Origin of the sequence: Bacillus sp. cl95 (assembly GCF_900115925.1) — a bacterium.
Taxonomy (GTDB): Bacteria; Bacillota; Bacilli; order Bacillales; family Cytobacillaceae; genus Neobacillus_A.
This window is the reverse complement of sequence record NZ_FOYF01000002.1, coordinates 639,285-651,807: the sequence shown is the minus strand read 5'-3', so window position 1 is coordinate 651,807 and position 12,523 is coordinate 639,285. Positions and strand designations below refer to the sequence as shown.

15 protein-coding genes are annotated in these 12,523 nt (G+C 37.4%); 4 read left to right on the top strand and 11 right to left on the bottom strand.

From position 1 onward, the window contains the following. Window positions 1-99: 99 nt before the first annotated feature. On the bottom strand, window positions 100-369 hold the full coding sequence (locus tag BMZ31_RS20715; RefSeq protein ID WP_368086638.1) for a YppG family protein: 270 nt from the start codon (window positions 367-369) through the stop codon (window positions 100-102). Between BMZ31_RS20715 and BMZ31_RS20710 the strand changes: the two genes are divergently transcribed. Together BMZ31_RS20710 and yppF are read left to right on the top strand one after the other, a co-directional pair. After that, on the top strand, window positions 324-686 hold the full coding sequence (locus BMZ31_RS20710; RefSeq protein WP_254778707.1) for a hypothetical protein: 363 nt from the start codon (window positions 324-326) through the stop codon (window positions 684-686). The two genes, BMZ31_RS20715 and BMZ31_RS20710, sit on opposite strands and share 46 nt — an antisense overlap. 190 nt (window positions 687-876) lie before the next feature. Continuing rightward, complete coding sequence (yppF, locus tag BMZ31_RS08545) at window positions 877-1,089, top strand: YppF family protein (protein WP_368086634.1); 213 nt, start codon at window positions 877-879, stop codon at window positions 1,087-1,089. 103 nt (window positions 1,090-1,192) lie between these two features. Here yppF and BMZ31_RS08540 read toward each other — a convergent pair whose 3' ends face one another. From BMZ31_RS08540 to BMZ31_RS08530, 3 genes are all read right to left on the bottom strand, one after another. Next, on the bottom strand, window positions 1,193-1,549 hold the full coding sequence (locus BMZ31_RS08540; protein ID WP_090831298.1) for a YppE family protein: 357 nt from the start codon (window positions 1,547-1,549) through the stop codon (window positions 1,193-1,195). A gap of 468 nt (window positions 1,550-2,017) precedes the next feature. Further along, window positions 2,018-2,260 (bottom strand): hypothetical protein, encoded by a 243-nt coding sequence (locus tag BMZ31_RS08535; protein WP_090831297.1) that lies wholly within the window; start codon window positions 2,258-2,260, stop codon window positions 2,018-2,020. 372 nt (window positions 2,261-2,632) lie between these two features. Further along, a complete protein-coding gene (locus BMZ31_RS08530) occupies window positions 2,633-3,610 on the bottom strand; it encodes a DUF2515 domain-containing protein (protein WP_090831296.1) in 978 nt (325 codons plus the stop codon). 112 nt (window positions 3,611-3,722) lie between these two features. Between BMZ31_RS08530 and recU the strand changes: the two genes are divergently transcribed. Beyond that, window positions 3,723-4,337, top strand: coding sequence for a Holliday junction resolvase RecU (gene recU, locus BMZ31_RS08525; RefSeq protein WP_090831295.1), 615 nt, complete (start codon window positions 3,723-3,725; stop codon window positions 4,335-4,337). Between the two features lie 31 nt (window positions 4,338-4,368). Beyond that, complete coding sequence (locus tag BMZ31_RS08520; RefSeq protein ID WP_090831294.1) at window positions 4,369-7,032, top strand: penicillin-binding protein 1A; 2,664 nt, start codon at window positions 4,369-4,371, stop codon at window positions 7,030-7,032. Between the two features lie 37 nt (window positions 7,033-7,069). On the opposite strand, the gene BMZ31_RS08515 is transcribed toward BMZ31_RS08520, so the two are convergent. From BMZ31_RS08515 to BMZ31_RS08485, 7 genes are all read right to left on the bottom strand, one after another. Beyond that, window positions 7,070-7,441 carry a YpoC family protein gene (locus BMZ31_RS08515; protein WP_090831293.1) on the bottom strand — a complete coding sequence of 124 codons (372 nt, stop codon included), beginning with the start codon at window positions 7,439-7,441 and terminating at the stop codon, window positions 7,070-7,072. After that, window positions 7,441-8,094, bottom strand: coding sequence for an endonuclease III (gene nth, locus BMZ31_RS08510; protein ID WP_090831404.1), 654 nt, complete (start codon window positions 8,092-8,094; stop codon window positions 7,441-7,443). The genes BMZ31_RS08515 and nth overlap by 1 nt, the downstream gene beginning before the upstream one ends. Before the next feature lie 168 nt (window positions 8,095-8,262). Continuing rightward, entirely contained in the window at window positions 8,263-8,967 is a 705-nt protein-coding gene (locus BMZ31_RS08505) for a DnaD domain-containing protein (protein ID WP_090831292.1), read from the bottom strand. Between the two features lie 214 nt (window positions 8,968-9,181). Next, complete coding sequence (gene asnS / locus BMZ31_RS08500) at window positions 9,182-10,474, bottom strand: asparagine--tRNA ligase (RefSeq protein WP_175478052.1); 1,293 nt, start codon at window positions 10,472-10,474, stop codon at window positions 9,182-9,184. A gap of 142 nt (window positions 10,475-10,616) precedes the next feature. Next, window positions 10,617-11,804 carry a pyridoxal phosphate-dependent aminotransferase gene (locus tag BMZ31_RS08495; protein WP_090831403.1) on the bottom strand — a complete coding sequence of 396 codons (1,188 nt, stop codon included), beginning with the start codon at window positions 11,802-11,804 and terminating at the stop codon, window positions 10,617-10,619. A gap of 27 nt (window positions 11,805-11,831) precedes the next feature. Next, complete coding sequence (locus BMZ31_RS08490) at window positions 11,832-12,305, bottom strand: cell wall elongation regulator TseB-like domain-containing protein (RefSeq protein WP_090831290.1); 474 nt, start codon at window positions 12,303-12,305, stop codon at window positions 11,832-11,834. A gap of 14 nt (window positions 12,306-12,319) precedes the next feature. Next, entirely contained in the window at window positions 12,320-12,490 is a 171-nt protein-coding gene (locus BMZ31_RS08485) for a YpmA family protein (protein ID WP_090831289.1), read from the bottom strand. Between the last annotated feature and the right edge of the window lie 33 nt (window positions 12,491-12,523).

Sequence of the window (12,523 nt, the reverse complement as noted above, 5' to 3'; positions counted from 1 at the left end):
AATATCATTGGTTTTTAAAGACAGATGTACATAATGTGAAAACACAATAAAAAGAGAACGCCACTCAGACGTTCTCCGCATTTTATGGATTTGATTCATTTATGCTTTAAACATGCTTCCAAGTCCTTTCACAAGTGACGAGACTTGATTCACCGCGTTCATCATCTGTCCTGCTGTATCCATCATCTTATTTAGGTCAACTGATCCGTCTTGACTTTTAAATGAGTTTAAAATTGATTTACCGCTACTTCCCTGTTTATTCATGGTTGCTTGTTTAGGGTATGGATTTGCATTAGAAACCGGTTTTTGATGATGTTGATAATATGGATGCAGCAAATCATCTTGGGGTTGCAAAGGGTTCTGAAACAAAAACTGGGCTTCGCTTGAAACTGGTGATTGATTATAAGGTGATTGTTGTGTTTGTTGGAGTTGTGGGTATAGCGGTTGCTGCGGGTTTTGATAATTTAAGTTTGTTTGAAAGTATGGATTTGAAAATTGATTGGTTGGTTGCTGTGAATTTTCGTAATACCCTTGCATTTGTTGCATGTAAGGTAAATTCATGTTCGTCTGCATTTGAAAGGGACTTTGATATGGCATTAAGGGCGGAGTTTGCCTTCCAAAATATTGAAATTGCTGTCCGCCACCCATTTGCTGCTGGATATACCCAGAATGAAAGGTTGGTCTAACTTGATATCTCCCAAACATGGGCAAACATCTCCTCTTCTCTTCATTACTGTATAGTATGATTGCCCCCCATTAATGGTGCCTAATTCACGTTTGTCAAAACTTGATATTTATTGTCGGAAGTTTCAATTTTTTAAAAACTAGAAAAGCTTCCTTTTCATGATACGATAGAAAAAAAGATGGGGAGGAAACATGATGGATATTCAGGAATTAAAAGAAAGATTCTACCAAAGTCGCAATTATTCAGCAATTGATGTAAACGAATTAATGGACTATGCAAAGAAAGCCTATATCCACAACGAAATTAGTATCAAAGATTATCGCTTAATTGTTGGGATGTTAGAAGCCCAGGGAGCGGATCTACCTGAATCTCTTTCGAAAAAACCTCTCATCGAGAAACACTAGTCGTAAAATTCCGGGTGCATTACACTATTCAACACTAATAAGTAGAAGAAACTCGTTGAATCTTATCTTCTACTTAAAGTATTGTAGTGAATTGCACCTATTTTTACTCAGATAACTTTTGAATAATCGTTTTTAATACAAATTCAATGGATTTCGATGCATCAATGAATCTTTTCTTACTTGATGAAGAATAAAATGCCTGTACAGAAATTTGTTCTAAATGATTGTGAGTAGATTCAATTTGATTCATGTATAGCTGTCTAGGCCTTTCCTGCTTAACCCACACCGTTACATGTTCAAGCCATTGGTCATTCCACTTCTTCACTTCATCTACAAATGGCTTCACCTCTACAAAAAAATCAGGATCCTTCCCCGTCTCTTTTGTATGTTCAAATCTTTTCATTAATTCATCATTATATCTAAGTAATTTCATTGTCAACGTTAACAATTCATTTGTCATCCTTATTGTTCTCCTTTAATTAATCTCTCTTTTCAGTCATAAATTATATTTGGCTCTGTTGCCTGTTGATTTCCGCTCCTGACGCTTGCATTCCGGTACGAATAAGCAAATTCGTCTTGGGGGCGTTCGTCGAGCCTGTAACGCTAATCCCCCAGGACATTGATGATCTTCCTCGAAAAAGCCCACGCACGAAGAAAATGCGTTAGCACAAGGAAAGCATCCTCGAATTTACATCGCTCGAAATGATGCGATAGCATCATTGAGGAATTTCGAGGAGTCAAGCGCCCTCCGCTCCAATCAACAAAGTGCAGAAAATCAACATTGTATTTTAAAATAGCTTTATTAATAAACAACAGTAACATACAACAGAGCCTAATCAATAAAAGTGTCCATTAAAAAAAGCAGCTTTATGAATCAATAGCTGCTGGCATACTCTATTTTATTATCATATTAGATAGGATTACAAATTTAAAGAGCTGCCTGTAAGGTAAACACTGCAGAACTTTCATTTCTAGAAGCTTCAATGTGCTTTTTTTCTATCTTTGCAATTCTTTTTGCTTGTGTGTTTAATTTTGAATTCTCCTCTTTGTGCAAATCCGTTTTCAGGCCAGAAAAAGAATCCTTCACCTTATTGTCCAAATCATCTAATTCCTGATTGATTTGTTTTAGCATCATTAATAGCTCTTCCTTTTTGGTAACTGTTCCGTTCATTTCTTGGCCCCCTTTTACGCTTTTACACTATACATATTCGTTGTTCCTAATATGCCTCCTTCCACACCGACAAAACTAGAAGTAATTCGGCAAAGAAAGTGAGATTTCTTATACATCGCTTCATTTCGACAGCCAATCTAAGAATAAAAGAGTTTCCTACGAGCAAACTAATCTCGGAGGTGTTTACAGATGGCAAAAAAGGGTACAGAAAACAAGCAACAGTCTAATATGAATGAAAATGGAAAACCAGGTACTGGCGATAAAAAGCTAAACGGCCCGAATCGACCTTCCACATAGGCACAATGGGTTGAATAATGGTAAAAAATGAAGAAAAAAACGAAAAAGCAAGGGTCTCCTTGCTTTTTTATTACTTTAATCTTTTCCTGATAAAACAATTTTAGCTGCCGATAATAAGTGAAGCTCGTCACGTTTAGCCAAATACCAATCTGTAATATGGATTGGATGAATATGTTTAGGAATTCTTTTTATATATCTTTCTGAAATCTTCTTCGTTTTACTCCAATCTAAATACTCATGACGATGGTGATGAATGATAGGAAAAGTAGTCCTCAAAAATGGAGTTTCCCTTATTATCTTTAATTTAAAATATCTTTCATAATCGTGTCTTGACCCCGTGTGTGGAGTCTTCTCCGAAAACTCAAGGAAATAAGGAAATAATCTCCTATGAAACAATATAGAAGAGAGCCTTTTTCCAAGATCAATCCTTTTATGGAGTTTGCGAAATTCGTTTACACTTGCTCCATAAATTTCCCCCCCACAGGTAGGAAAGACGACCGAACTGAAGTGAAGCCAGTCCTGAATTGAAAACATCCAGGAACGAAATACTTTACTTCTATACACAGGATGTTCAATAATAGGTTTTTGTATAACGTTCTGTTCGTTAATGATAAGTGCATACATTAATCGAATTTGATCATTGTATTTCCAAAAGTTTTCCCATTCACATTGAATAAAGAAAGAAATTTCTAAAAATGGCATGAGATGAAACATTGGGCGGTTTATTTTCGTCGAATGATGGTAGAGAAGTAATTGAGGAAAGATATCATGAAAAATCAGCCAATTGGCCCTTTCATATGTAAGGAATAGTTGTTTCCTTTCTCTCGGATGAATGATCTTTCTAAAAATTCCACCTTCGAGGTCGCACATGTTATATCCGCCATTTCGGGACACCATGCTAGCAAGAAAGGCCCAATTGATTTCCGGATGTTTTTTGAAAAACTCAAAGTATGCCTGTGTTCTCGAAATATTATCCAAATTATTTCTTTTCGTTTCATTCCTGATTTCATTGATTAAGCATTTGTCATTAAAAGTGAGCACATACTTGTCCATGGGTCTTCTTCCCTCTTATGTTTAAAGTTATAGTAACGCGGAATAGGATTTTTTATTCAACCAATCTTCGGTGAGATTTGTTATGATAAGGAGTATTGCGAGGTGCTTATCAATGAATTTCAATTATCCGAACGGCAGAAAATTTGTCCCAAGAACATCAGAAGCCAATTTGAAAGTAAAGCAAGTAAAAAAAACGACCTACAGCAATAGAGGAATGACTCTTGAGGATGACCTAAACGAAACGAATACCTTTTACCTTGAAAGGAAAATCGCTGTCATTCACAAGAAACCTACCCCAATACAAATCGTTCAGGTAGATTATCCAAAAAGAAGTGCAGCCGTCATCAAGGAGGCATACTTCAAACAAGCTTCAACAACAGACTACAATGGGTTATACAAAGGACATTACATCGACTTTGAAGCGAAGGAAACAAAAAACAAGACATCTTTCCCATTAAAAAATTTCCATCAACATCAGATAGATCATATGAAGAATGTTATACTCCATAATGGCATATGCTTTATCATTTTGAGATTCTCTGAAAGTGAAGAAGTATTTTTGTTGGAAGCAAGGCATTTGCTCATTTACTGGGATGAAATGTCGAAAGGCGGTAGGAAGTCCATTCCTAAGGAAGAAATCATGAAAGTTGGTTATAGCATTCCGCTTGGATTTCATCCGAGAATTGACTATATTAAGATAATAGATCAAATCACTATGCATTATTGATTTTTGTAGCACGAAAGGAAGGAACAGATATATGGCTGAAAAGTATCAATCAAGAGAGGAGCGCCGCAAGAAGATTACCGATAAGGATAAAATAAAAGGAAAGAAAAAACAGACAGGATTCTTTAGAAAAGTATTCCTGATTCTCATTTCTCTTGGACTAATCGGTATGCTTGCAGGCGTTGCCACTTTTGCATTTTTTGTAAAAGATACACCTAAATTGGATGAGTCTTTACTAAAGGACCCTATCTCATCAAAAATCCTAGATAAAGACGGCAATGTTGTAACTGAAGTCGGCTCTGAAAACAGGGATTATGTGAATTATGAAGATATACCTAAGTTAGTGGAGGATGCCTTCTTAGCAACTGAAGACGTCCGATTCTATAAGCATCATGGTGTAGACTTGATTCGTCTTGGAGGAGCTGTTATTGCCAATGTGACGAGTGGATTTGGTTCTGAAGGTGCTAGTACGATTACACAACAAGTTGTGAAAAACTCATTCCTTGGATTCGAAAAGACCATTTCTCGTAAAGTACAGGAAGCTTGGCTAGCTTATCAATTAGAGCAAAAATATACGAAACATGAAATTTTCGAAATGTATGTGAATAAGATTTACATGTCAGAAGGAAGCCATGGAGTTGCTACTGCTGCAAAAATCTATTTTGGTAAACCATTAAAAGACCTTGAGCTTCATGAAGCAGCACTGCTTGCTGGAATGCCACAAAGCCCTAATAACTATAATCCTTTTAAACATCCTGAAGAAGCAGAAAAGAGAAGAAATATCGTTCTACTATTAATGAATAAACACGGATTCATAACAAAAGCTGAAATGCAAGCTGCACAGAAAATCCCTGTTGAATCTACACTTGTTGCAGCTGATAAACGTCAACATAATGAAGAGCCATATGATGCTTTTGTTGACACAGTTATCGAGGAAGTCGAAAAATTTGGTGATTTTGATATCTTTTCTGATGGTTTGACTATACACACTACTTTGGATCCAAAAGCACAGTCCTATGTAGAAAAGATGCTAAACTCAAATGAAATCGTACAATATCCTGATGATGAGTTTCAAGCCGGTATCACTTTACTTGATACAAAGACAGGTGAAATCAGAGCTATCGGTGGAGGAAGAAACATTGTTAAGCGCGGTTTCAATTACGCAACTGATATCAAGCGTCAACCAGGCTCAACCATAAAGCCTGTGCTGGATTATGGTCCTGCTGTTGAGTATTTACAATGGGGAACGTATCAAATGCTTGAAGACAAAGCCATGACCTATTCAGATAAGAAGAAGACTTCATTTGGAAACTGGAATGATAAATTCGAAGGCGCAATGACCATCCGCAATGCTCTAGCGAAATCAAAAAATACGATTGCTGTTCAAGCGTTGCAGCAAGTTGGACTTGAAAAAGCTAAGGCTTTCGCTATTAATTTAGGAATTCCGCTTAAAGAAATTTATGAGTCCTATGCGATTGGCGGATTTGGTGGAAAGACAGTCGGTATTTCCCCTCTTCAATTAGCAGGGGCGTACAGTGCATTCGGTAATAATGGATTTTATACAGAACCGTATACGGTTAAGAAAATTGAACTTCGTGATGATACCGTCATAGATACTACTCCAGAAACTGAAGTGGTAATGAAAGATTATACGGCGTTCATGATTACTGATATGCTTAAGAGTGTACTGGAATACGGTACAGGAACAAAAGCAAAAGTACCTGGCCTTCCTATTGCCGGTAAGACTGGTACAACAAATTATACAGACGATGAGCTAAGGGAATATGGAATCTCGGATAGTAGAGCAGTTCCCGACTCTTGGTTCGCTGGCTACACAACGAACTATACTGCTGCCATTTGGACTGGTTACAAGGACCGTTCCACTCCGATTCCGGCTGGCGATGATCAGAAAATTGCCCAATACTTGTTTAAAAATCTAATGAACTATGTTTCTCAAGATATAAAGACTGCAGATTTTTCGGTACCAAAAAGCGTAGAGAAAGTGAGAATTGAAAAGGGCTCGTTCCCAGCAAAGCTTGCAAGTGAATTTACACCAGATGACCAAGTCTTACATGAATATGCAGTTAAAGGTCATGGACCAAAAACAGTCTCTGAAAAGTTTGATAAGCTTGAGGCACCAACAAATGTAGCAGCTCAATATAATGCTGAGAAAAACGAAATTTTACTTTCATGGAATCACAAAGAATCCAAAGATGTTAAATTTGACGTATATGTTTCACTCGATGCAGGTGGAGAACAAAAAATCTCTACCACATCTGAAAAAGCCCTTAAATTATCGAACGCTTCCCCAGGAGCAACTTATACCTTCAAGGTCATAGCTGTTCGAGGAACTGAAAGCAGTGAACCAGGTGTCGCGAAAGTATTAATTCCTGGTGAAACACCTCAAGATGAGGACAAAGATAAAGATAAAGACAAAGGTGATGGAGAAGGTGACACCGGAGACGATGGTGAAGACACCACTCCTGGCACTGGAGGCAACGATGGTACTGGTGGTACTGGCGGTACTGGTGGTACTGGCGGTACTGGTGATACTGGTGGTACTGGCGGTACTGGCGGTACTGGCGGTACTGGCGGTACTGGTGGTACTGGTGGTACTGGTGGTACTGGTGGTACTGGTGGTACTGGTGGTACTGGTGGTACTGGTGGTACTGGTGGTACTGGTGGTACTGGAACCTAAATTCTTAATGACCAAAAAGATAATAAAATTAAAGCGTCTAAACAGTTTTGTGTTTAGACGCTTTTTTTAATGCTATATTCTTTGCATATAGTTTTTCATGTTCTCGGAATAGCTCAGATAATTGAATGAAGGCATGATAGGATGTTGGTCTAGATTTTACAAACTGTATGCGTTCCTGAAAGTTTACAGGATAAAAATCCAACATTTCTGCATTTAGTGAGGGTTGCACTGACTTTCCATTGCTACGAAATAGGAATTCAATAAATAACTGCATTCCGTTCTCCATCTGGCGACTCACCTGAGACAACTCTCGCTGCTCAAAAGCATTTTTCAAGATAGGATATATTTCATTCCATTTCTCTATGAGCAACGAAATCGAATTCTCCTGAGAATCAAAAATGTTTTCCATTACCCTTTCACCTTTTTCATTCGCTTTTTGCCTTCTCGACAAACAGAAAGCAATGGACATTCTGGACATTGCGGGTTTTGCGCTTTACAATGGTATCTACCGAAAAATATCAGGCGATGATGAGTAACCGACCATTCCTCTTTGGGGATTTTTCTCATCAGCGTTTTTTCTACTTCAAGGACACTATCCTTCCATCTACAAATACCCAGCCTCTTACTAACTCGCTCTACATGAGTATCCACAGCTATAGCAGGCTCACCGAATGCAACTGAAACGACTACATTCGCAGTTTTTCTACCTACACCAGGGAGATTAGTCAATTCATCTCGATCACGCGGTACTTCTCCCCCATATTCTTCAATAATCATCTTAGATAAGTTTTGAAGGTTTTTCGCTTTGTTACGATATAGACCTATCGATCGGATATCCTGCTGCAGTTCTTCTAATGGCACACTTAAATAATCCTCAGGCGACTTATATTTCATAAAAAGTCCCTTTGTAACTTTGTTAACTAGCGCGTCTGTACATTGTGCAGAAAGAGCTACAGCTACAACAAGTTCAAACGGGTTGGAATGTACAAGCTCACAGTGGGCATCCGGAAACATTTCTCCCATTTGATCCAGACAATATCGAATTTCACTTTTATTCATAATAATATTACACCTCACTTAAAAGCGAAAAACTGTCTCATCAGACAGTAAACCATTATCCAAAAAAAGTGTTCAATTACGAGTTGTTTTAGAGAGAAACCGCACCCTATATGCAGAATAACTGTCTAAAACGACTCAAAAAAAGAGAGACAGCATCTCTCCAAAATCCATTTATTGCTCAAGCCAGTTATAGAAAGGTACAGGGTTCGCTTGAGGTTGAATATCTTGCTTTGTCGGTTTGTTGGAAAATTGATTTTGGCGGAACTTCTTCCCTTGGCTTTTCGCTTGATCTATTGTTTTAATACCATTTTTCTTCCACTCGAAAAGGATTCGATCGATATAACGGAAGTTTAATTTACCTGACATTACTGCTTCCCTTAAAGCAGCCTTAATGATAATCGGATCATGTAAATCATCATCCATCCACATCGCCAATGTCTCACATTCAAACGGTGATAATGGCCTTCCAAATTCTTTTTCAAAGCATGTATATAAGTTCGTTTCTTCATTCTTTTTAACAACTGTCTCGGCTTGTTTACCAACTAAAAGGAATTGATCAATTAATTTTTCCCAAAGGGGTTGCAAAGAGTACTTTTCAAAGCGGATTCCATCATGGGAATATTCTTCAATAATTTCTATATAACCTTTTTGGATAAGTTTACGTAATTTATCAGTGCATTCCCTTACAGGTAAAGTCATTCTTAGTGACAGTTCATCTGGAGTGGGAAAGTTAATTCCTTTTTCCTGAAATGCCAGTAAGTTAAGAATGAGAACAAGGTCATATTCGCTTAAATTTAAGTTCTTATATTGTGATATTAAAGCCGCAGGAATGGTAATATTTCCTTCCTGCAACCATGACATTAAACTTTTATTCATGGTATTGCCACCTCTCCCTCAGTATAACACGAACAACTTAACCGAGTAAGAAATTTAAGTAATTAGAAATATGTTTCATTTTCTAGTTATTCATTAGACTCTAGTTTGATAAACATTGAAAGCCTCTCCCTTTCAGCGGACTCTCTGGTTTATCTTTTGTTAAATACTATCTAAGCCTTCGAATAAAAGAAGTCCGCTTTTGCGGACTTCTAGCTTATGGGTATAGACGGTTTAATAAACGTGGGAATGGAATGGATTCACGAACATGTTCAACGCCTGATAACCAAGCTACTGTTCTTTCTAAACCTAATCCAAATCCTGAATGTGGTACTGAACCATATTGACGGAGTTCAAGGTACCATTTATAAGCGTCAGAAGCTAACCCATGCTCTTCTAAACGTTGTTTTAACATATCATAATCATGAATACGCTCAGAACCTCCGATGATTTCACCATAACCTTCTGGTGCAATCATATCTGCACATAGAACAACATCATCCCTATTTGGATCTGGCTGCATGTAGAATGGCTTCAATGTAGTAGGATAATGAGTAATGAATACTGGCTTGTCAAAACTTTCAGCTATAGCTGTTTCATGTGGAGCACCTAAATCATCACCCCATGTAATATCTTCAAAGCCTTTTTCATGTAAGAATTTGATTGCGTCATCATAAGTAATTCTTGGGAATGGAGCAGTGATGTGTTCAAGTTTACTCGTATCACGTCCAAGTGTCTTAAGCTCTAATTGGCAATTTTTCAGTACAGATTGTACGATATGCGATACATATTGCTCTTGTACTACAAGATTTTCTTCAAATTCACAAAAAGCCATTTCTGGTTCAATCATCCAAAACTCGATCAGATGGCGACGAGTTTTAGATTTTTCTGCACGGAAAGTAGGGCCGAATGAGAATACCTTACCCATCGCCATAGCTGCCGCTTCCATATATAATTGACCACTTTGAGATAGATATGCATCTTCATCAAAGTACTTTGTATGGAAAAGTTCTGTTGTCCCTTCTGGAGCACTGCCAGTAAGGATAGGCGGATCTACTTTTACAAATCCTTCTTCGTTGAAGAATTCATATGTTGCACGAATGATTTCATTACGAACTTTCATCACGGCATGTTGTCTACGTGAGCGCAGCCATAAATGGCGATTATCCATAAGGAATTCAGTTCCATGTTCTTTAGGAGTAATTGGGAAGTCAACCGCATGATGCAATACTTCCAGTCCTTTTACTACTAACTCATAGCCAAGTGGAGAACGCTCATCTTTTTGTACAACACCCGTTACATACAAAGAAGATTCCTGTGTAACAGATTTAGCTGTTTGAAAAACTTCTTCCGCTACTTCCGATTTCACCACAACACCTTGGATAAAGCCTGTCCCATCGCGGAGTTGTAAAAATGCAATTTTACCGCTTGAACGCTTATTTGCTACCCAAGCACCTAATTTAACTTCTTGATCGACATATTTATAAACGTTCGAAATTGTCGTTTTAATCATCGTTTATTATCCCTCCAAAGCCTAAAAAACATCTATGTACCGTCTTATTATACAGTTCTAAATTTTTGCAAGCAATATTCTTTGAATAATATTAAATAATTGGACGCCGCAATAATGAGACGTCCAATTATTTATGTTTTTAAACGAAAATTTTTGAATCGACGAATTTCCTCATTCGTCTAATTGCTTCTTCTAAAACATCAAGTGAAGTTGCGTAAGATAGTCTGATATTATCAGGTGCCCCAAATCCGGAACCAGGAATGACAGCAACCATTGCTTCTTCCAATAGACCTTCAACAAAGGCGTCTACATTTTCATAGCCGCAACGTTCAGCAGCATCTTTTACGTTTGGAAACAAATAAAAAGCGCCTTGTGGTTTAACACATGAAAAACCAGGGATATCAAGTAATTGATCATAGATAGTTTCTAATCTATTTTCAAAGGCACTTCTCATTTCCTCCAGTGCTTCTTGTGAAGAAGTATATGCTGCAATCGTACCATATTGAGCTGTGGTCGTTGGATTTGACGTACTATGACTAGCCAAATTTGTCATAGCCTCAATGATCTCTTCGTTTCCTGCAGCATAGCCAATTCGCCACCCAGTCATTGAATGTGACTTTGAAACACCATTTATGATAACTGTCTGTTCTTTGAGTTCGCTTGATAATTGAGCTATAGAAACATGCTCATTATTTCCATAAATCAGCTTTTCATAAATTTCATCGGAGACAATTAAAATTCCTTTCTCCATACACAAGTTACCTATTGCCAATAATTCTTCTTTAGAATAAATAACTCCAGTGGGATTACTTGGCGAATTGATGATTAATGCTCTTGTTTTCGAAGTAATAACAGAAGCAAGTTGATCTACACTGATCTTAAAATCATTTTCTTCTTTTCCTTCGACATATACAGGAACGCCGCCTGCCAACTTTACTTGTTCAGGATAACTTACCCAATATGGAGTTGGGATGATTACTTCATCGCCTTCGTTTAACAAAACCTGAAATAATGTATAAAGTGCATGTTTTGCCCCATTTGTTACGATAATTTGGTTCTTTTTATACTCGATGCCTTGGTCCTTATTAAATTTCTCAATGATTGCAGAAATTAAAGCAGGAAGTCCAGCAGAAGGGGTATATTTTGTGTTACCTTCATTCATTGACTTGAATGCTGCATCAATAATGTGTTTCGGGGTATTAAAATCCGGTTCTCCAGCTCCAAGACCAATGACATCCATGCCCTGAGCCTTTAATTCCTTGGCTTTAGCAGTTATTGCTAATGTTGTTGATGGAGTTAAAGCTTTCACTCTTTCTGCAAGCTGTATTTTCATTGTTTCCCCTCCGTAGCAATCTTACAAATTTTCAATTAGCTTAAGTCTTTCCCCTGTTTCAAAGTGTACATAATAATAATTTATTAAATTATTATCAGAAAGGTAATAAATTTCCCATAGTGGAAAATTATTTTCCATTCCCAAACGGACTGCTAAAATTTCTTTGGGATTTCCATCTTCATAGAGCCTTTTTATTGCTTCTTGTTGTGAAAGCCCTTTTTTTGCACGTATAACGGTTGGCTTCCCTGATTTCTCTGGAATCCATACGATAATTCTTTCATTTTTGTTATTCCTACCTTCAATCACATACACTGTTTCTTTACCGTGATAAAGGTGGAAATCTTCTGTCACATCTAAATCGGTTTTATCCTTAGCTATCGCTACGGCCTTATTTTCAGCTACGTCTAAAGGGTCAACCGCCTTCAGATATACTCTTACATATAATCCTATGACAACTATGACTACAATGGTTATGATCCAAATCCACTTTTTCAATTTAATCTCACTTCTTATGTACGATAAATGGTAAATACCGCTTTATTTTGATCTTCATTATCGAGAGCAAGGCCAAACATTAAGTCTCTGTCTTTCAATGTCCGATTAAGCGCATCTACCACTTTGTATAAATCAGGACTGTGTTGAAGTTTTACTGTCGAAATAATTTCAATTTTGCTTTCCATACTTTATTCCTCCTAGAAATGAACAAATATTGT